Here is an 18438-nt window from a genome sequence, read left to right as displayed (position 1 = left end):
GGAGCCGTGCACTTCCGCCCGCGCCGGATGGTGCGGTCACGCAGGAACCGGAGAGAAGAGGACCTTCCCGGAAGGAACCGGAAGGCAGAAACGAGAAGCCCCGCCAGGCGGACCGGGCGGGGCTCGGAAAGGGACCGGACGGGCCGGTCAGGTATTCATCGCGTCGAAGAAATCCTGGTTGGACTTGCTGTACTTCAGCTTGTCCAGAAGGAACTCCATCGCGTCCTGCGTGCCCATCGGGTTCAGGATGCGGCGCAGCACCCACATCTTGGACAGGGTGGAACGCTCCACCAGGACCTCTTCCTTGCGGGTGCCGGACTTGGTGATGTCGATCGCCGGGAAGACGCGCTTGTCGGAGAGCTTGCGGTCCAGCACGATCTCGCAGTTGCCGGTGCCCTTGAACTCCTCGAAGATCACCTCGTCCATGCGCGAACCCGTGTCGATCAGCGCCGTGGCGATGATGGTCAGCGAGCCGCCTTCCTCGATGTTGCGCGCGGCGCCGAAGAAGCGCTTCGGGCGCTGCAGGGCGTTGGCGTCCACGCCGCCGGTCAGCACCTTGCCCGAGGACGGCACCACGGAGTTGTAGGCACGGCCCAGGCGGGTGATGGAGTCCAGCAGGATCACCACGTCGCGCTTGTGCTCGACCAGGCGCTTCGCCTTCTCCAGCACCATCTCCGTCACCTGCACGTGGCGGGTGGCGGGTTCGTCGAAGGTGGAGGCCACGACCTCGCCGCGTACGGTGCGGGCCATGTCGGTGACCTCCTCCGGACGCTCGTCGATCAGCAGCACCATCAGGAAGACTTCCGGATGGTTGGCCGAGATCGACTTGGCGATGTTCTGCAGCATCACCGTCTTGCCGGTGCGCGGCGGCGCCACGATCAGGGCGCGCTGGCCCATGCCGATCGGCGCCACAAGGTCGATGACCCGGTGGGTGTTGTCCTTGGTGGGACCCTTGTTGTTGGCCTGGGCGGCCTCCAACTCGGCATTCTCCATCCGCAGGCGCCGGGTCGGGTAGAGCGGCGTGAGGTTGTCGAAGTTGATGCGGTGCTTGAGCGCCTCGGGCGGCTCGAAGTTGATCGCCTCGACCTTCAGCAGGGCGAAGTAGCGCTCGCCATCCTTCGGCGCCCGGATCTGGCCTTCCACCGTGTCGCCGGTGCGCAGGCCGAAGCGGCGCACCTGCGTGGGGGAGACGTAGATGTCGTCGGGCCCGGGCAGGAAGTTGGCCTGCGGGCTGCGGAGGAAGCCGAAGCCGTCGGGCAGGATCTCCAGCGTGCCATCCCCGTGGATCGCCTGGTCTTTCTCGGCCAGGTTCTTGAGAATGGCATACATGATATCCTGCTTGCGCAGGGAGGAGGCGTTCTCGATCTCAAGCGACTCGGCGAAAGCGAGAAGGTCGCCGGGGCTCTTGGCCTTCAGTTCGGAAAGATGCATGCGGCGGACGTATCCGTCATCGACAGGGAGGGCGGGACCCTTCCCGGTGAGCCGTCCGGCCCACGGCGGACCAAGGGATTGGTCCAAGGCAGGACGACTGTGTTGCCAGAACGGCGCGCCCGACTTACGAGAAGCGGCACGTCCGACAATGTCCCGATGTGCGAGGAGGGAGAGCGGCGAAGGCCGGCAGGCCCGCCGCCCCTATGGGAAGCGATGGGACAGATAAGGTGAGTTGCGTCAGGCGTCAATCGGAAAACGCGGTTTTTGCAGGAAAAACGGGGAATTCCGGGCCGGCATCCCGCTTGCCAGCCCCGCCATGCCATGGGAGGCGGGAGAAACCCGCCACCCGGAGCCCGACCCCTTGCCCGCCGAACCCCCCTCCGCCGATGTCCTGACCCTGGAACGTGCCGCCCTGACCGCCGTTCCGGCGCCGCGCCTGGCCTGGGATGGCGGCTTCGTGCTCCGCGGCTTCCTGAACGGCACGGGACGGGCGAACGCCGCCTGCTCGCTCGACCCCTCGCCCGATCCCGGGCTGGAGGCGCGGCTGGACCGGATGGAGGCCGACTTCGCCCGGATGGGCCTGCCGGTCCGCTTCCGCTCTACGCCGCTCGACCCGCCGGGGCTGAAGCCTGCGCTGCTGGCCCGCGGCTATGTGGAACATGAAGGCGCCTGCGTGATGGCCGGTCCGCTGCGCCCGCTGGCCGAGGCGGCTGGCGCGGGCGTCGAGCTGCTGGACAGCCCGGCGGAGGACTGGCTTTCCGTACTGGCCACGGCGGAATACCAGACCGAGGCACGCCGCGCGGAAAAGGCCGGCGGCGGCGCCATGCTGGCCCGCCCCGGCCGCTGGCTGCTGCGGCGGGAGGATGGCCTGCCCGCGGCCTGCGCGCATGTGGTCGCGGATGCGGCGCTCTGCGGCATCTTCGACGTGGCGACCGACCCGCGCTTCCGCCGTCGGGGCCTGGCGCAGCGTGTCCTCGCCGCCGGGGCGGCCTGGGCGGCGGGGCTGGGAGCGACCACCGCCTGGCTGCAGGTCTCGCCCTCCAACACCGGCGCGCGGGACCTCTACGCCCGCCTCGGCCTCGTTGAGGTCTACCGCTATACCTATTTTCTGCGCGGCTGAACGCCGACACGGACAGCCGCCTCCCTCGCCGCCGCGGTCCACGCTTCACGGTTTCGACGCCAAGCTGCCCTCCGGGGGACAAGGCTCCGCCTTCTTCCCCGGCCCGCACGAGCCGCCAGGGTGAACCATTCCGCCCAGGCTCTGTCACGAATCCATCATCGGTTTGAAACAGCCGCGTCACCCGCCTGCGCTAACCGCCCCAGCCGACAGGTTGGACGGGACGGCGCATGCTCACCATCGATGGATTGTCCCGGCGATATGGCGCGAAGACGGCCGTGGACGCGCTGTCGCTGGAGATCCGTCCCGGCAGCTTCGTGGGGGTGATCGGCCGTTCCGGCGCCGGCAAGTCCACGCTGCTGCGGATGATCAACGGGCTGGAGATGCCGAGCGGCGGCCGCATCCTTTGGAACGGGCAGGTGGTGAGCGGGTTGCAGGGCCGGGCGATGCGCGACTGGCGGGCCCGCTGCGCCATGGTGTTCCAGCACTTCAACCTCGCCCCCCGGCTCGACGTGCTGACCAACGTGCTGACCGGGCGGCTGAACAAGGTCTCCCTGCCGCGTGCCCTGTTCGGCCTCTGGCCGGAGGAGGACCGGGCCATGGCGCTGGCGGCGCTGGAGCAGTTCGACATCGCCGACCTCGCCGCGCAGCGCGCCGGGCAGCTCTCGGGCGGGCAGCAGCAGCGCGTGGCCATCGCCCGCGCCCTGGTGCAGGAGCCCGAGATCATCCTGGCGGACGAGCCGATCGCCTCGCTTGATCCACGCAACACGCAGATCGTGATGGACACGCTCCAGCGCATCAACCGCGGCTATGGCATCACCGTGCTCTGCAACCTGCACTCGCTCGACGTGGCGCGCCGCTACTGCGACCGGCTGGTGGGGCTGGCCGGCGGCAAGCTGGTCTTCGACGGCGGGCCGCAGGAACTGGGCGAGGCCGAGGCGCGCCGCCTCTATGGGCTGGAGGCCGCCGAGGTGATGGGTGGAACGGAACCCGCGCCCGCATCCCCCGCCCTCGGAACTCCGGTGCCGCCGCAGACGGTGGCCCGGACCTATGCGTAGAACGACATCCCTGACCTGAGGATCATCCGATCATGCTGAACCGTCGCATGCTGCTCGGCGCCGGCGCGCTGCTGGCCTCGCCGCTGGCGGTGCCCTCGCTGGCCCGCGCCCAGTCCGCCTCCTGGGCCAAGGCCTATCCGGAGCTGGTCTTCGCGATCATCCCGGCGGAGAACGCCTCGGGCGTGATCGACCGCTGGACGCCCTTCACCGAGTACATGTCGAAGAAGCTCGGCACCAAGGTGACGCTGCGCATCGCCAATGACTACGCGGCGGTGATCGAGGGCCAGCGCTCCGGCAACATCCATATCGCCTCCTACGGCCCCTCCTCCTTCGCCCGCGCGCTGATGACCGGTGCGAAGATCGAGGCCTTCGCCATCGAGACGAACCTCGACGGCACCAAGGGCTACTACTCCGTCTTCTACGTGAAGAAGGACTCGCCTTATCAGAAGGTGCAGGACCTGAAGGGCAAGAACCTCGGCCTGGTGGACCCGAACTCCACCTCCGGCAACAACGTGCCGCGCTTCGCCCTCGACAAGATGGGCATCAAGCCGGACGAGTTCTTCAACAAGGTCGTCTATACCGGCAGCCATGAGAACGCGATCATCGCGCTCCAGCAGGGCACGGTGGACATGTGCGCCAACTGGTGGAACGACGAGCAGGAGAGCAACCTGCTGCGCATGGCGCGCAAGGGCATGGTGAAGGCGGAGGATTTCCGCATCATCTTCAAGTCCGACCAGATCGTGAACTCCCCGATGGCCTACCTGACCAGCCTGCCGGAGGACCTGCGCACGGCGATCCGCACCGCCGCGCTGGCCATGCCGAAGGAGAACAAGGCGGCCTTCGACAAGATCTACGACGGCAAGTCCGGCCCCTGGATGCCGGTGGACAACAGCGCCTACCAGCCGATCATCGAACTGAACCGCTTCGTCGACAGCCTCCGCCGCAAGGCCTGAGGCGGAACTTCCGCGAAGCCCGCCCCGCCGGCATGGCCAGCGGGGCGGGATCGCGTCTGAACGGGTCCCACTGACATGAGCATCGCCCTGCCCCGCCTGCCGGAGCCGCGCCTCGCGGGCCTGATGGGCGACTACGCACAGAGCCGCAGGGCAGGGCGCCGGCAGCTCCTGCTCGCGCTGCTGGTCGTCGCCGCGCTCGCCTTCGTCTCCGCCTGGGTGGCGGAGGTCGATCCTGGCCAGCTCGGGCGGCATATCGGCGCCTTCTTCGGCTATTTCGACCGCATCACCACGCTGGAGGGCAGTACCACGGGTGCGCGCGTCTGGACCAGCCCGGGCGAGTGGTTCTGGGGCCTTCGCAAATGGGGCCTGCTGCTGTTCGACACGATGCTGATGGCCTATGTCGGCACGCTGCTGGGCGCGTTGGCCGGCTTCGCGCTCTGCTTCGTGTCCAGCGCCAATCTCGTGCGCCAGCCCTGGCTGCGCGGCACGGCGCGGCGGCTGCTGGAATTCTGCCGCACCGTCCCCGACATCGTCTTCGCCCTGATCTTCGTGATCGCCTTCGGCCTCGGCGCGCTGCCGGGCGTGCTGGCCATCGCCATCCACACCGCCGGCGCGCTGGGCAAGATGTGCACCGAGGTGGTGGAGAACATCGACATGAGGCCGGTCGAGGGCATCCGCTCCACCGGCGGCGGCTGGCTCACCGCGGTGCGCTTCGGCGCCCTGCCGCAGGTGCTGCCGAACTTCGCCAGCTATGCGCTGCTGCGCTTCGAGATCAACGTGCGGCAGGCCGCCGTGCTGGGCTTCGTCGGTGCGGGCGGCATCGGGCAGGACCTGCTCGAGGCGATCCGCAAGTTCTACTACAACGACGTCTCGGCCATCCTGCTGCTGATCATCCTGGCCGTGATGGTGATCGACATGCTGACCGAGCGCCTGCGCCACCACCTCATCGGACTGGAGCAGAAGGCATGAGCGGCGCCATCCGCAACGCCGCGCTGGCGGACCTTCCCGGCCTCGTCGCCCGCCACCCGCTTGCGTTCCGGCGCATGCCGCCCTCCCGCATCCAGGCGCTGGCGATCACCGCCGCGGCGCTGGCGCTCCTCGCCGTCAGCATCTGGCGCCTGGAGCTCTCGCCGCTGCGCGTCTTCGCCGGGATGGGGCAGATGCTGCACTTCCTGACGCTGATGCTGCCGCCCGACCCGGGTTCCTGGGCGCGCTTCGTGCAGATGCTGCAGCTCCTGGCCGAGACGCTCGCCATCGCCTTCCTCGGCACGCTGGTCGCCTCCATCCTGGCCATCCCGCTGGGCTTCCTCGCGGCGCGCAACACCACCATCAACCGCGTGGTGCACTTCCTGTCGCGCCGCGCGCTGGACGGCGTCCGCGGCGTGGACGCGCTGATCTGGGCGCTGATCTGGATCAGCGTGGTGGGCCTCGGCCCCTTCGCCGGGGTGCTGGCCATCGTCACCTCCGATATCGGCACCTTCGGCAAGCTCTATTCCGAGGCGATCGAGGCGGTGGACCGCAAGGCGGCGGAAGGCATCGCCTCCACCGGCGGCAACCGGTTGCACGGCATCCGCTACGGCGTGCTGCCGCAGGTTCTGCCCGTCCTGGCCGGTCAGGTGCTCTACATGTTCGAATCCAATACCCGCTCCTCCTCCATCATCGGCATCGTCGGCGCGGGCGGCATCGGCCTCATGCTCTCGGAAATGATCCGCACCCTGGAATGGCCGGCCGTCTCGATGATCGTCGTCCTCATCCTCGTCATGGTCGCCGCCATCGACGCCCTCTCCAGCCGCCTCCGCACCGCCATCGCCGGCGCACCATCGGGGCATTGAAGGGGATGATCGGGCCGGGGCCAGAGGGGCTCCGCCCCTCTGGACACCCCGCCAAGGGACGTTAGTCCCTTGGAACCCTGTGAGCGCTCCGCGAGGAGGGGGGACAGGACACCGGTCGCCGGATGGCATACCGGCGGAACAACCCCCTCCTCGCGGAGCGCTCATGGCGGGGTCTCGGGGGCACACTGTGCCCCTGAGCGGAGGGTCCGGGAGGCAGAGCCTCCCGGTCCAACGGCCCGATCCTCCCTTCACGCCGACAGTTCGACGCGGTCGGCGGCGAAGCGGGAGTGGGTGGCCTGGATGGGGCGGCCCTGGGCATCGGTGTTGACGCTGTCGAGGACGAGGACAACGCGGCCGGGGGCGAGGCTGAGGGATTCGGCTTCTTCCGGCGTGGCGGGGCGCGCGGTGATGCGGGTGGAACGGCGGAGATAGTCGGTGACGCCGTAGGAGGCGTAGGCGCGGGTGATGGAGCCGGTCCCGGCATAGCGCTCGGCGAAGCCGGCGAAGCGCGGCAGGGGCAGGCGGGTGAGGCCGGTGGAGATAGGCACGCCGTCGGCCTCGTGCAGCGTGACGAGCTCCAGGATGGGACTGCCCGGCGGCAGTTCGAGCGCCTCGGCCAGGGCGGCGTCGGCCATGACCTCCCGGGCGGAAAGCAGCCGGCCCCAGGCCTCACGCCCGGCGGCGGTGGCGATCTCGGAGAAGCGGGTGCGCGGCCCGATCGGATAGCGGAGCGGCGGGGCCTCCACAAAGGTGCCGCTGCCCTGGGTGGCGCGGACCAGGCCGCGTTCGGCCAGCGCGGAAAGGGCGCGGCGGACGGTGTGGCGGTTCACGCCGTACTGGGTGGCGAGCTGGGCCTCGGTGGGCAGGCGCGCGCCGCGCGGGAAGCAGCCGGCGGCGATCTCGGCCTCCAGACCGTCGGCGATGCGCTTCCAGGCGGCAATGCCGTCGCCCCGGCGGAAGGGCTCGTTCATGGGCGATGAATCATCGAATTGTCACTGGCTCGTCTTGTTGAGATGTCTATACTACTAGACATATTCGCAGAGGGGCTTCCGGGCAATGGCGGCAGAGAGCGAAACACGAGAGGGGGCCGGGGCGCCAGCCACCCCCGTCACGGCGGCGCGCCAGGCGGTGATGGCGCTCTGCGCCGCGGCGACCGGGGCGGAGCTGGACACGGCGCTGGCGGCGGTGGGCTATGCCGGGCCGGTGCAGGAGCTGCGGCGGCCGGAGACCGGGCTGGTGATGGTGCGGGGCCGTACCGGCGGCGACGGGCGCCGCTTCAACCTGGGCGAGGCGACGGTGACGCGCGCCGCGGTGCGGATCGAGGGCGGCGAGACCGGCTTCTCCTATCTGCTGGGGCGGGACGCGGTGCGGGCGCGGCAGGCGGCGGTGCTGGACGCGCTCTGGCAGGCACGGGCGCATCGTCAGGCGGTGGAGGCGGCGCTGCGGCCCGTCGCCGCGCGACGGGAGGCCGAGCGGGCGCGGCGGGCGCGACAGGCGGCCGCGACGCGCGTGGATTTCTTCACCATGGTGCGCGGAGAGGATTGATGAACGTCGTCACCGGATTGCTGCCCGGCTTCGCCGATCCCGTCCTCGACGCGCAGCGGGTCTTCCGCGGCGTGATGGAGGCGCTGGCACGCCCCGGCAGCCTGCAACCCCTCGCCGACCTGCCGGAAGTTCCGGCGCCGCTGACGCCGGAACTGGCGGCGATCGCCCTGGCGCTGGCGGATGCGGATGCGCCGCTCTGGCTGGACGCGCCGCTGGCCGGGGCGCCGGCGGTGGCGGAGTTCCTGCGCTTCCACACCGGGGCGCCGATCGTGAAGGACCCGGCGGAGGCCGCCTTCGCCCTGGTCGCCGATCCGGCACGCTGCCCGCCGCATGAGGGCTTCGCCCAGGGCACGCCGGACTATCCGGATGCCTCCACCACGCTGGTGCTGGCCCTGCCGCGGCAGGAGGGCGGGAAGCTGCTGCTGCTGGAGGGGCCGGGGATCGAGGGCTGCCGCAGCGTGACGCCGCCCCTGCCGGAAGGCTTCGTGGCGCGGCTGAAGCGGAACCGGAAGCGGTTCCCGCTCGGGCTGGATCACCTGCTGGCCCTGCCGGGCGCGGTGATGGGCCTGCCCCGTTCCACCCGCGTGACGGAGGCCTGACGCATGTATGTGGCCGTGAAGGGCGGCGAGGCCGCCATCGAGAACGCGCACCGGCTGCTGGCCGATGCGCGGCGCGGCGACCGCGCCGTGCCGGAGATCGGGGTCGATCAGATCCGCGAGCAGATGCGGCTCGCGGTGGACCGGGTGATGACGGAGGGCTCGCTCTATGACCCCGACCTCGCCGCGCTGGCGCTGAAGCAGGCGCGGGGCGACCTGATCGAGGCGGTCTTCCTGGTGCGGGCGGCGCGAACCACCCTGCCCCGCTTCGGCGCCGCCGAGGCGATCGACACCGCGGCGATGGCGGTGCGGCGGCGGGTTTCCGCCACCTACAAGGACCTGCCGGGCGGGCAGGTGCTGGGGCCGACCTTCGACTACACGCACCGGCTGATCGACTTCGCCCTGGCGGCGGGGCTGGAGCCGCCGGCCCCGGCCGAGGCGCCCGCCGATCCGGCCGAGCCGGTGCCGCATGTCACGGCGCTGCTGGGCGGCGAGGGGCTGATCGAGCCGAGCGAGCCCGGGGCGGAGGTGGAGAACGGCGCCGAGGTGGGCGACCTGACCCGGGCGCCGGTGGCCTATCCGGCGGAGCGCGACATCCGCCTCCAGGCCCTGGCGCGGGGTGACGAGGGCTTCGTGCTGGCGCTCGGCTATTCCACCCAGCGCGGCTATGGCCGCAACCACCCCTTCGTCGGCGAGATCCGCTTCGGCACGGTGGAGGTGGAGTTCGTGCCGGAGGAGCTGGGCTTCGCCGTGCCGCTGGGCGAGGTCGAGGTCACCGAATGCGAGATGGTGACGCAGTTCAAGGGCTCCTCCCAGGCGCCGCCACAGTTCACGCGCGGCTATGGCCTGTCCTTCGGCCAGGGCGAGCGCAAGGCGATGGCCATGGCGCTGGTGGACCGGGCGTTGCGGGCGGAGGAGCTGGGCGAGGAGGTGAATGCCCCGGCGCAGGACCAGGAATTCGTCCTCTCCCATTGCGACAACCTGCAGGCGACGGGCTTCGTCGAGCACCTGAAGCTGCCGCACTACGTGGATTTCCAGGCGGAGCTGGAGCTGGTGAGGCGGATGCGGGCGGAACATGCCGCCCAGGAAGAAGCAGCGCGAGAGACGCGGAAGGAGGCGGCGGAATGAGCGCTGGAATGACCCCCGGGCAGCAGGCCGGCGCGGGCGTGGCCGGCTACAACTTCGCCTATCTGGACGAGGGCACGAAGCGGATGATCCGCCGCGCCATCCTGAAGGCCATCGCCATCCCCGGCTACCAAGTGCCCTTCGCCTCGCGCGAGATGCCGATGCCCTATGGCTGGGGCACGGGCGGCGTGCAGGTGACGGCGGCGGTGCTGGGGCCCGAGGACCGGCTGAAGGTGATCGACCAGGGCTCGGACGACACCACCAACGCCGTGTCCATCCGCAAGTTCTTCGAGCGCACGGCGGGCGTCGAGACCACCACCCGCACGGCGGAGGCCACGGTGATCCAGACGCGGCACCGCATCCCCGAGCATCCGCTGACCGAGGGGCAGATCCTCGTCTACCAGGTGCCGATCCCGGAGCCGCTGCGCTTCCTGGAGCCGCGCGAGACGGAAACGCGGCGCATGCACGCGCTGGCGGAATACGGGCTGATGCACGTGAAGCTCTACGAGGACATCGCGCGGCACGGCCATATCGCCAAGACCTATGCCTATCCGGTGGAGGTGGCGGGGCGCTACGTGATGGACCCCTCGCCGACGCCGAAATTCGACAACCCGAAGATGGACCACTGCGCCGCGTTGCAGCTCTTCGGCGCAGGGCGCGAGCGGCGGATCTATGCCGTGCCGCCCCATACCGAGGTGCGGAGCCTGGATTTCGAGGACCATCCCTTCACCATCCAGAAGTTCAGCCAGCCCTGCGCGCTCTGCGGCGCCACCGGCACCTACCAGGACGAGGTGGTGCTGGACGACCGGGGCGGCCGGATGTTCGTCTGCTCCGACACGGATTTCTGCGAGGAGCGGCGCGAGGCGGGGCATCGCGGCCCGATGCTGGGCGAGGCCCCCTCCTTCGCACGGAAGGAGAATGCGCGATGAGCGGGCTGCCTCTTCTCTCCGTTGAGAGCCTGAGCAAGCGCTACGGCGCGCGCATCGGCTGTGCCGATGTCAGCTTCGACCTGGAGCCCGGGGAGGTGCTGGCGGTGGTCGGCGAATCCGGCTCCGGCAAGTCCACCCTGCTTTCCTGCCTCGCCACCGAGCTGATGCCCGACAGCGGCCGCGTGCTCTATCGCGGCAAGGATGGCGAGGCGCGCGACATCCTGGCGCTGGGCGAGGCCGAGCGGCGCCTGCTGCTGCGCACCGAATGGGGCTTCATCCGCCAGGATGCGGCGCAGGGGCTGCGCATGTCCGTTTCCGCCGGCGGCAATGTCGGGGAGCGGCTGATGGCGGTGGGGGCGCGGCACTATGGCCGCATCCGCGCCACGGCGCAGGACTGGCTGGGCCGCGTCGAGATCGGCGCCGACCGCATGGACGACACGCCGCGCGCCTTCTCGGGCGGCATGCGGCAGCGGCTGCAGATCGCGCGCAACCTCGTCACCCATCCGCGCCTCGTGCTGATGGACGAGCCGACCTCCGGCCTCGACGTCTCGGTGCAGGCGCGCCTGCTGGACCTCGTGCGCGGACTGGTGGCGGAGCTGGGGCTGGCGGTGATCATCGTCACCCATGACCTCGCCGTGGCGCGGCTGCTGTCGCACCGGATCATGGTGATGCGCCATGGGCGGGTGATCGAGAGCGGGCTCACCGACCAGGTGCTGGACGATCCGTCCGAGCCCTACACGCAACTCCTCGTCTCCTCGGTGCTCGCGGCATGAACCCCTCCATGAACGGGCCTCTCGTCACGCTGGACGGCGTCGGCAAGACCTTCACCCTGCATCTGCGCGGCGGCACCCGGCTCGGCGTCGTCGATGGCGTGTCCTTCTCGGTCGATCCGGGGGAATGCGTGGTGCTCGGCGGCCCCTCGGGCGCGGGCAAGTCCTCGCTGCTGCGGATGATCTACGGCAACTACCGCTGCGACACGGGCCGCATCCTGATCCGCGACGGGGGGGAGATGGTGGATGTCGCCAGCGCCGGGCCGCGCCGGGTGCTGGCGCTGCGGCGGACCACCATGGGCTATGTCTCGCAGTTCCTGCGCGTCATTCCCCGCGTGGGCGCGCGCGAGATCGTGGCCGCCGCCGGGCGCGAGGGCGGGCTCGACGCGGAAACCGCCAGCGGCCGCGCGGCGGAGATGCTGGCGGCGCTGAACCTGCCGGAACGGCTCTGGGACCTGCCGCCCGCCACCTTCTCCGGCGGCGAGCAGCAGCGCGTGAACATCGCGCGTGGCCTGATCGCCGAGCGCCCGGTGCTGCTGCTGGACGAGCCCACCGCCTCGCTGGACGCGCGCAACCGCGCCGTGGTGGTGGAGATGATCCGACGCAAAGCCGCCGCCGGGGTGGCGATGATCGGCATCTTCCATGACGAGGACGTACGCGACGCGGTGGCGAGCCGCGTGGTGGACGTCACGCGCTTCTCCGCTTCCCAACCCCAAGCCGACGCGGCCTGACAGGAACGACGATGCTGGAACCCGTGGACCTGATCGAGAATGCCGAGATCGTGCTGCCCGACCGCGTGCAGCGCGGCTGGGTGCGGCTGGAAGATGGCCGGATCGACGCGATCGGCGAGGGCGACGTGCCGCGCGCCGTGCTGCCCGCCGCCGGCGAGGGCCGGCGCGTGGACCTGCGTGGCGCGCTGCTGATCCCGGGCCTGGTGGAGCTGCACACAGACCATCTGGAGACGCACTACATCCCCCGCCCCAAGGTGCGCTGGCATCCGCTGGGCGCCGTGCTGGCCTATGACGCGCAGATCGCGGCCTCGGGCATCACCACCGTCTTCGACAGCCTGCGCGCCGGTTCCGACATCGATGGCGGCGGGCTGGGCGGGGAGCTCTTCGAGCTCGCCGGGGCGATCGATGCGGCCCGGCAGGACGACCTGCTGCGCGCCGAGCACCGCACGCATCTGCGCTGCGAGATCCCGGCGCCGGACGTGGTGGAGATGGTGGAGCGTTTCTGCGAACGCTATCCGGTGGACCTGCTGTCGCTGATGGACCACACGCCCGGGCAGCGGCAGTTCCGCGACCTGGAGAAGTACTTCGTCTATGCCCGCCGTTCCGGCAAGTCCACCGAGGAGCTGAAGGCGCTGACCGCCCTCCGCATGGAGACCGGTGCGGAGCGCGCGGCGCGGAACCGGCCGCCCCTGGTCGCGCTGGCACGGCGGCACGGCATCGCCCTCGCCAGCCATGACGACACCACCCTGGCGGATGTGGCGCAATCGGTGGAGGAACGGGTCGGCATCGCCGAGTTCCCGACCACCCACGAGGCGGCGGCGGAAAGCCATGCGCGCGGCATCCGGGTGATGATGGGCGCGCCGAACCTGATCCGCGGCGGCTCCCATTCCGGCAATGTCGCGGCGGCGGAGCTGGCGCGGCACGGGCTGCTGGACATCCTGTCCTCCGACTACGTGCCGGGCAGCCTGCTGCTGGCGGCCTTCGACCTGCCGGAGCGCGTTCCGGGCATCACCCTGCCGCAGGCCATCGCCACGGTCACCGCCAACCCGGCCCGGGCCACCGGCCTGGACGACCGGGGCGTGATCGCGCCCGGCCAGCGCGCCGACCTGGTGCATGTCACCCTGGCGGGCGGCGTGCCGGTGGTGCGGCAGGTCTGGCGCCAGGGAAGGCGGGTCGCCTGAGATGCAGGGAGGCTTCGTGCTGGTGGTCGGGCCGAGCGGCGCCGGCAAGGACACGGTGATCGCGGGCGCCCGCGCCGCGCTGGAAGGGGAGCCGCGCCTGCTCTTCCCCCGGCGGGTGGTGACGCGCCTCGCCTCGGAATGGGAGGCGCATGACAGCCTGGACGAGGCGGGCTTCCGCCGTGCCGAGGCGGCGGGCGCCTTCGCCCTGTCCTGGCGGGCGCACGGCCTCTGCTACGGCATCCCGGCGGAGACGGCCATGGCCGCGCAAACGGGGAAGCTGGTGCTCTGCAACGTTTCGCGCGCCGTGGTGCCGCAGGCGCGGGAACGGCTGCCCGCCGTGACCGTGGTGGAGATCACCGCGCCCGCCGAGGTGCTGGAGCAGCGCCTCGCCCGCCGGTCCCGGGCGGAGGATGGCGATGTCGCCCTGCGCCTGCGCCGCGCCCAGGCGCTGGACGGACCGCCGGCCGAACTCCGCATCGTCAACGACGGCACGCCGGAGGAAGCGGTGGCACAGCTCCTGGCGCATCTGCGCGACCGGTTGGCGACGGGCTGATCCCCGGGAGCAGGTGGAGACGCGGGGCTCCCGAAAAGAAGGACACCGTGTCCGCGCCCGTGGCACCGGCAGTCCGCCGGAGAGCCATGCTCTCCGGCGCGATCCGGCCGCGGGGAGAGCCAACTCATCGGGTCCAGGGCCCGCAGGGTCCTGGCGGATAGGGGGTCCGGGGGAAAGGCAGCGCCTTTCCCCCGGAGACAGAGCAACGCCAGGTGTGCAGCGGAAGCCGTTTGACCGGATCAGGCCAGGGCCGCCGCCGGGCGCAGACTGCCGACCTCGATGCCGTTCCAGTTGCGCAGCACCGGGCTGGCGAGCGGGGCAAGGACGCCGCGATCGGCTTCCCCGGGGTCGAGGAGGCGCAGCAGAAGGGAGGCCAGCACCACCTCCGCCGCGCGGCCAGCGCCGTCTTCGCACTTGATGGCGATGCCCAGGCCCTGTTCCGGCAGTGCGGCGCAGAAGACGCCCTCGGCCCCGACCTTGGTGAAGGCGCGCTCGCCCAGTGCCTGCATGATCACCGTATCGGCCCGCTTGGTGCCCGCGACCAGGAAGGGGTTCGCCGCCACCGCAGCGCGCAGCCGCTTCGCCGCCGCGGCGCGGGCCGGGCCGAAGCCGTGGCCGGTGCCGATCCGGGCGAAGCCATGGGCCAGGGCGCGGAGCGGGATGGCATAGGTCGGGATGGAGCAGCCATCCGTGCCACGCCGCGCCGCGTCCAGCGCGGTACCGGTCACGTCCTCCAGCGCCGCCTTCACCTCCTGCTGCACCTGGTGTCCGGGGCGGACATAGCCCGCCACATCCACCCCCAGGGCACAGGCGGTGCAGACGAAGCCGGCATGCTTGCCGGAGCAGTTGTTGTGCAGGGCCGTCGCCTCGGCGCCGGAGCGCGCCAGGTCCCGCGCCGCCTGGGCATTGCTGGGCCAGTGCGTGCCGCATTCCAGGCAGCCCGCCTCCTGCCCGGCCTTGCGCAGCATGGCGGCGGCGGTCTCGGCATGCAGAGGCTCGCCGGAATGGGAGGCGCAGGCGAGCGCCAGCTCCGCTTCCGTCAGGCCGAAGCGATCGGCCGCGCCGCTCTCGATCAGCGGCAGGGCCTGGATCACCTTCACCGCCGAGCGCGGGAAAACGGGCCGCTCCACATCGCCGGCGGAGAGGACGAGCCCGCCCTCCGCATCCACCACCGCGAAGGCCCCCGCATGGCGCGATTCCACCTCGGGACCGCGCGTGACTTCCACCAGAACCGGATCTTCCATGCCTGTTTCCTCCCACGGGACGGGCCGGGAATCCAGGGGAGACGCCTTCCCGTTCCGGGGGTCTGTCCCGCTTTTCCCGGGCGTGGCATCCGCCCCCTCACATGTCGACCGGGCGGATCACCGTGCGGATGGTGAAGTTCGACTGGATGCGCGCCACGCCGGGCAGACGGGACAGCACCTCCTTGTGCAGCCGCTCGTAATCCGCCGCATCCTCCACCACGATGCGCAGCAGGTAGTCCGAGGCGCCCGTCATCAGGTAGCACTCCCGGATCTCGGCATGCCTGCGCGCCGCCTGCTCGAAGCGGCCGAGACAGTCGTCGGTCTGCCGTTCCAGCGTGATCTGCACGATCACCACCGTGCCGCGTCCGGTGCGGCGGTCGTCGAGGATGGCGGTATAGCCCCGGATCACCCCGTTCGATTCGAGTTGCCGCACCCGCCGCAGGCAGGCGGAGGGGGAAAGCCCCACCGCCTCCGCCAGGTCGGCATTGCTGATGCGCCCCTGCGCGCGGAGCAGGCGGATGATGCGCTCGTCGAGGCTGTCCAGGAGCATGGAGGCAGGAAATTTCAGGCCGGTGCAGATTCTGCGGAATCCCTAGCACCGGATCGCAGGATCTTCGACTCTTCGCATGAACATGCCGGCCTCTCCTGGCCAGAATCTTGCTTTCATTCCCTCCGCTGATTCGGAGACAGGCGGCATGCACAGCCCTGCCCGGGAAAGGCTCTGGCCAGCGGCCGGCGCCATCCTGACCATCGACCTGGGGGCGATCCGCGCCAACTGGCGCTGGCTGCGCGACCGCGTGGCGCCCGCCGCCTGCGGCGCGGTGCTGAAGGCCGATGCCTATGGGCTGGGGGCGGCGCTGGTCGGCCCGGCCCTGCTGGCCGAGGGCTGCCGCGACTTCTTCGTGGCGCATCTGGAGGAGGGCATCGCCCTCCGCCAGGACCTGCGCGGCCTCCCCGGCTCGGAGGAGGCGCGCGTCCATGTGATGCACGGCCTGTTCGATGGCACCGAGCGGGAGGCGCTGGCGCATGGGCTGATCCCGGTGCTGAACAGCCTGGAGCAGGTGGCGGGCTGGGCCACCCTGTCGCGGGCGGAGGGGCGGCGCCTGCCGGCCTGGCTGCAGATCGACACCGGCATGGCCCGCTTCGGCCTTTCCGCCGGCGACCTGGACCGGCTGGTGCAGGATGGGCGCGACCTGGCGGCGGTGGAGCCCGTCCGGGTGATGAGCCACCTCGCCTGCGCCGACGAACCGGGGCATCCGGCCAATGCGGCGCAGCTCGAATGCTTCAACCGCCTGCGCCAGCGCCTGCCGGCGCTGCCGACCAGCCTCGCCGCCTCCTCCGGCATCTTCCTCGGCAGCCCCTGGCATGGCGGCCTCGTGCGCCCCGGCGTGGCGCTGCACGGCGTGGCGCCGCTGCCACGCGGGGAGAACCCGCTGCGCCCGGTGCTGCGGCTGGATGCGCGCGTGGTGCAGACCCGCGGCGTCCCGGCGGGCACGGCCGTGGGCTATGGCCACAGCTTCACCACCCGGGCGCCGAGCCGGCTGGCCACCATCGCGGTGGGCTATGCCGACGGCTTCCTGCGCAGCGCCAGCAACCGTGGCCGGGCCATGTGGCGGGGCGTGGCGCTGCCCATGCTGGGGCGCGTCTCCATGGACAGCATCGTGCTCGATGCCAGCGCCCTGCCGGAGGATGCGCTGCATCCCGGCGACACGGTGGAACTGATCGGGCCGGACCACGATCTGGATGCGGTGGCCGAGGCCGCCGGGACCATCCCCTACGAGATCCTGACCGGCCTCGGTCAGCGCTACCACCGCCGCTATGCCGGCGGCTGAGGGTTTCCGCCCGGGCGCGCCCGGGCCATTCCCCGCAGGAAACGGCCCCGCTCCGCATGGGCGGCATCAACAAGGCCCCCTCGGGCCGGTCAGGAGTTCAGGTCGGTCATGAAGGTTCTCATCCTCGGCAGCGGCGTGGTCGGCACCGCCTCGGCCTATTACCTCGCCAAGGCCGGCCACGAGGTCACCGTCGTCGACCGCCAGCCGGCGGCGGGGATGGAGACCTCCTTTGCCAATGCCGGGCAGCTTTCCTACGGCTATTCCTCGCCCTGGGCCGGGCCGGGCATCCCGGTCAAGGCGCTGAAATGGCTGATGATGCGCTACCGCCCCTTCGTGATCTGGCCGCGCCCGGACGCGCGGCTCGGCTGGTGGCTGGCGCAGATGCTGGCCAACTGCAACGAGGAAGCCTACCGCCTCAACAAGAGCCGCATGGTGCGCATCGCAGAATATGCCCGCGAATCCCTGACCACACTGCGCGCCGAGACGGGCATCACCTATGACGACCGGCAGCGCGGCACCTTGCAGGTCTTCCGGACGCAGAAGCAGCTCGACCATGTCGGGGACGACACGGGCGTGCTCGACCAGTACGGCATTCCCTACGAGGTGCTGGACGCCGCCGGCTGCGTGAGCAAGGAGCCCGCCCTCGGCCTGGTGCGCGAGAAGATGGTGGGCGGCCTCTATCTGCCGCAGGACGAAACCGGCGACGTCCACCAGTTCACCCAGCGGCTCGCGAAGATCTGCGAGGGCATGGGCGTGACCTACCGCTATGGCACCACCATCCAGCGGCTGGCCACCGAGGGCGGCCGCGTCACCGGCGCCGTCACCACCGCCGGGACGCTGACCGCCGACCGCTATGTCGTGGCGCTGGGCAGCTATTCCGCCGCGCTGCTGCGGCCGCTGGGGATGAACCTGCCGGTCTATCCGGTGAAGGGCTATTCCATCACCGTGCCGATCACCGATCCGGACGGCGCGCCCGTCTCCACCGTGATGGACGAGACCTACAAGGTCGCCATCACCCGACTGGGCGAACGCATCCGCGTCGGCGGCACGGCGGAACTGGCCGGGTTCAGCCTGACGCTGCGCCAGCCGCGCCGCGCCACGCTGGAACATTCGGTGCACGACCTGTTCCCCAAAGGCGGCGACCTGAGCAAGGCCAGCTTCTGGACCGGGCTGCGGCCGATGACGCCGGACGGCACGCCGATCGTGGGCGCCACGCCCTTCGGCAACCTCTTCACCAACACCGGCCATGGCACGCTGGGCTGGACCATGGCCTGCGGCTCCGGGCGGCTGCTGGCCGATCTCGTCTCCGGCCACACGCCGGAGATCGACAGCAGCGACCTCAGCCTGGAGCGCTACCGCCACGTGCCGCCGGAGGGGAAGGCGGCGGCCCGCAAGCAGGCGGCCTGATCCGCCCCCCCCTTGCGGCGCGGCCCGGATGGTGGGAGGTCCACAGGCTCTCCCGTGCCGGGAAGGTATGACCTTTTCCCCGGGGATCGCGCCCCGCCGCCCGCATGGGGGGTTAATCCGGGGCGATGCGGTCC

At 70.9% G+C, this 18438-nt stretch carries 19 protein-coding genes; 15 read left to right on the top strand and 4 right to left on the bottom strand.

What is annotated here, in order from left to right; all coding sequences use genetic code 11:
* Positions 1-147: 147 nt before the first annotated feature.
* Positions 148-1431, bottom strand: coding sequence for a transcription termination factor Rho (gene rho / locus CTJ15_RS18730; RefSeq protein ID WP_019461381.1), 1284 nt, complete (start codon positions 1429-1431; stop codon positions 148-150).
* Between the two features lie 361 nt (positions 1432-1792).
* Between rho and CTJ15_RS18725 the strand changes: the two genes are divergently transcribed.
* The 5 genes from CTJ15_RS18725 to phnE (CTJ15_RS18705) all read left to right on the top strand — a co-directional run bounded on the left by CTJ15_RS18725 (position 1793) and on the right by phnE (CTJ15_RS18705) (position 6391).
* Positions 1793-2551 carry a GNAT family N-acetyltransferase gene (locus CTJ15_RS18725; RefSeq protein ID WP_019461380.1) on the top strand — a complete coding sequence of 253 codons (759 nt, stop codon included), beginning with the start codon at positions 1793-1795 and terminating at the stop codon, positions 2549-2551.
* A gap of 227 nt (positions 2552-2778) precedes the next feature.
* Positions 2779-3606, top strand: a complete 828-nt coding sequence (gene phnC, locus CTJ15_RS18720) for a phosphonate ABC transporter ATP-binding protein (protein WP_075821306.1) — start codon at positions 2779-2781, stop codon at positions 3604-3606.
* Between the two features lie 32 nt (positions 3607-3638).
* Positions 3639-4559 (top strand): phosphonate ABC transporter substrate-binding protein, encoded by a 921-nt coding sequence (phnD, locus tag CTJ15_RS18715; protein ID WP_019461378.1) that lies wholly within the window; start codon positions 3639-3641, stop codon positions 4557-4559.
* Positions 4560-4634: 75 nt separating this feature from the next.
* Positions 4635-5528, top strand: a complete 894-nt coding sequence (phnE, locus tag CTJ15_RS18710; protein ID WP_058390033.1) for a phosphonate ABC transporter, permease protein PhnE — start codon at positions 4635-4637, stop codon at positions 5526-5528.
* On the top strand, positions 5525-6391 hold the full coding sequence (gene phnE, locus CTJ15_RS18705; RefSeq protein ID WP_075821307.1) for a phosphonate ABC transporter, permease protein PhnE: 867 nt from the start codon (positions 5525-5527) through the stop codon (positions 6389-6391). The genes phnE (CTJ15_RS18710) and phnE (CTJ15_RS18705) overlap by 4 nt, the downstream gene beginning before the upstream one ends.
* A gap of 248 nt (positions 6392-6639) precedes the next feature.
* Here phnE (CTJ15_RS18705) and phnF read toward each other — a convergent pair whose 3' ends face one another.
* Positions 6640-7362 carry a phosphonate metabolism transcriptional regulator PhnF gene (gene phnF / locus CTJ15_RS18700; protein ID WP_019463226.1) on the bottom strand — a complete coding sequence of 241 codons (723 nt, stop codon included), beginning with the start codon at positions 7360-7362 and terminating at the stop codon, positions 6640-6642.
* 85 nt (positions 7363-7447) lie between these two features.
* Here phnF and phnG point away from each other — a divergent pair, with 85 nt between their 5' ends.
* Genes phnG through phnN form a run of 8 tightly spaced genes read left to right on the top strand, consistent with a single transcriptional unit; the run spans position 7448 to position 13821 of the window.
* The gene (gene phnG / locus CTJ15_RS18695) at positions 7448-7936 is read left to right on the top strand and encodes a phosphonate C-P lyase system protein PhnG (protein ID WP_099781830.1); all 489 of its coding nucleotides are present in this window, start codon (positions 7448-7450) and stop codon (positions 7934-7936) included.
* On the top strand, positions 7936-8535 hold the full coding sequence (phnH, locus tag CTJ15_RS18690) for a phosphonate C-P lyase system protein PhnH (protein WP_019463228.1): 600 nt from the start codon (positions 7936-7938) through the stop codon (positions 8533-8535). Before phnG ends, phnH begins: the two co-directional genes overlap by 1 nt.
* A gap of 3 nt (positions 8536-8538) precedes the next feature.
* Complete coding sequence (locus CTJ15_RS18685) at positions 8539-9660, top strand: carbon-phosphorus lyase complex subunit PhnI (protein ID WP_075823425.1); 1122 nt, start codon at positions 8539-8541, stop codon at positions 9658-9660.
* On the top strand, positions 9657-10586 hold the full coding sequence (locus CTJ15_RS18680) for an alpha-D-ribose 1-methylphosphonate 5-phosphate C-P-lyase PhnJ (RefSeq protein WP_026033588.1): 930 nt from the start codon (positions 9657-9659) through the stop codon (positions 10584-10586). The genes CTJ15_RS18685 and CTJ15_RS18680 overlap by 4 nt, the downstream gene beginning before the upstream one ends.
* Positions 10583-11359, top strand: a complete 777-nt coding sequence (phnK, locus tag CTJ15_RS18675) for a phosphonate C-P lyase system protein PhnK (protein ID WP_019463231.1) — start codon at positions 10583-10585, stop codon at positions 11357-11359. Before CTJ15_RS18680 ends, phnK begins: the two co-directional genes overlap by 4 nt.
* An 8-nt stretch (positions 11360-11367) precedes the next feature.
* A complete protein-coding gene (gene phnL / locus CTJ15_RS18670; protein ID WP_171979199.1) occupies positions 11368-12087 on the top strand; it encodes a phosphonate C-P lyase system protein PhnL in 720 nt (239 codons plus the stop codon).
* Between the two features lie 11 nt (positions 12088-12098).
* Positions 12099-13268, top strand: a complete 1170-nt coding sequence (locus CTJ15_RS18665) for an alpha-D-ribose 1-methylphosphonate 5-triphosphate diphosphatase (protein ID WP_075823409.1) — start codon at positions 12099-12101, stop codon at positions 13266-13268.
* Position 13269: 1 nt separating this feature from the next.
* On the top strand, positions 13270-13821 hold the full coding sequence (gene phnN, locus CTJ15_RS18660; RefSeq protein ID WP_075823408.1) for a phosphonate metabolism protein/1,5-bisphosphokinase (PRPP-forming) PhnN: 552 nt from the start codon (positions 13270-13272) through the stop codon (positions 13819-13821).
* Between the two features lie 239 nt (positions 13822-14060).
* On the opposite strand, the gene CTJ15_RS18655 is transcribed toward phnN, so the two are convergent.
* On the bottom strand, positions 14061-15065 hold the full coding sequence (locus tag CTJ15_RS18655; protein WP_099781829.1) for an asparaginase: 1005 nt from the start codon (positions 15063-15065) through the stop codon (positions 14061-14063).
* Between the two features lie 97 nt (positions 15066-15162).
* On the bottom strand, positions 15163-15615 hold the full coding sequence (locus CTJ15_RS18650) for an Lrp/AsnC family transcriptional regulator (RefSeq protein WP_019463236.1): 453 nt from the start codon (positions 15613-15615) through the stop codon (positions 15163-15165).
* Positions 15616-15760: 145 nt separating this feature from the next.
* On the opposite strand from CTJ15_RS18650, the gene alr reads away from it, so the two are divergent.
* Entirely contained in the window at positions 15761-16897 is a 1137-nt protein-coding gene (gene alr / locus CTJ15_RS18645) for an alanine racemase (protein ID WP_075822054.1), read from the top strand.
* A 108-nt stretch (positions 16898-17005) separates the two neighbouring features.
* Complete coding sequence (locus CTJ15_RS18640) at positions 17006-18304, top strand: D-amino acid dehydrogenase (protein WP_099781827.1); 1299 nt, start codon at positions 17006-17008, stop codon at positions 18302-18304.
* The last annotated feature ends 134 nt before the right edge of the window (positions 18305-18438 follow it).

Source organism: Roseomonas sp. FDAARGOS_362, assembly GCF_002754815.1.
Classification (GTDB): Bacteria; Pseudomonadota; Alphaproteobacteria; order Acetobacterales; family Acetobacteraceae; genus Roseomonas; species Roseomonas mucosa.
Note: the sequence above shows the minus strand (reverse complement) of the source record. Positions and strands in the feature narration are given on the sequence as shown.

Bases quoted from the DNA above. Each gene is read 5' to 3' on its own strand.
- phnD (WP_019461378.1), top strand. From the start codon at position 3,639: ATGCTGAACCGTCGCATGCTGCTCGGCGCCGGCGCGCTGCTGGCCTCG.
- phnE (WP_058390033.1), top strand. From the start codon at position 4,635: ATGAGCATCGCCCTGCCCCGCCTGCCGGAGCCGCGCCTCGCGGGCCTG.
- CTJ15_RS18655 (WP_099781829.1), bottom strand. From the start codon at position 15,065: ATGGAAGATCCGGTTCTGGTGGAAGTCACGCGCGGTCCCGAGGTGGAA.
- CTJ15_RS18650 (WP_019463236.1), bottom strand. From the start codon at position 15,615: ATGCTCCTGGACAGCCTCGACGAGCGCATCATCCGCCTGCTCCGCGCG.
- CTJ15_RS18685 (WP_075823425.1), top strand. From the start codon at position 8,539: ATGTATGTGGCCGTGAAGGGCGGCGAGGCCGCCATCGAGAACGCGCAC.
- rho (WP_019461381.1), bottom strand. From the start codon at position 1,431: ATGCATCTTTCCGAACTGAAGGCCAAGAGCCCCGGCGACCTTCTCGCT.
- phnG (WP_099781830.1), top strand. From the start codon at position 7,448: ATGGCGGCAGAGAGCGAAACACGAGAGGGGGCCGGGGCGCCAGCCACC.
- CTJ15_RS18680 (WP_026033588.1), top strand. From the start codon at position 9,657: ATGAGCGCTGGAATGACCCCCGGGCAGCAGGCCGGCGCGGGCGTGGCC.
- phnK (WP_019463231.1), top strand. From the start codon at position 10,583: ATGAGCGGGCTGCCTCTTCTCTCCGTTGAGAGCCTGAGCAAGCGCTAC.
- alr (WP_075822054.1), top strand. From the start codon at position 15,761: ATGCACAGCCCTGCCCGGGAAAGGCTCTGGCCAGCGGCCGGCGCCATC.
- CTJ15_RS18665 (WP_075823409.1), top strand. From the start codon at position 12,099: ATGCTGGAACCCGTGGACCTGATCGAGAATGCCGAGATCGTGCTGCCC.
- phnL (WP_171979199.1), top strand. From the start codon at position 11,368: ATGAACGGGCCTCTCGTCACGCTGGACGGCGTCGGCAAGACCTTCACC.
- phnH (WP_019463228.1), top strand. From the start codon at position 7,936: ATGAACGTCGTCACCGGATTGCTGCCCGGCTTCGCCGATCCCGTCCTC.
- phnC (WP_075821306.1), top strand. From the start codon at position 2,779: ATGCTCACCATCGATGGATTGTCCCGGCGATATGGCGCGAAGACGGCC.
- phnE (WP_075821307.1), top strand. From the start codon at position 5,525: ATGAGCGGCGCCATCCGCAACGCCGCGCTGGCGGACCTTCCCGGCCTC.
- phnN (WP_075823408.1), top strand. From the start codon at position 13,270: ATGCAGGGAGGCTTCGTGCTGGTGGTCGGGCCGAGCGGCGCCGGCAAG.
- CTJ15_RS18640 (WP_099781827.1), top strand. From the start codon at position 17,006: ATGAAGGTTCTCATCCTCGGCAGCGGCGTGGTCGGCACCGCCTCGGCC.
- phnF (WP_019463226.1), bottom strand. From the start codon at position 7,362: ATGAACGAGCCCTTCCGCCGGGGCGACGGCATTGCCGCCTGGAAGCGC.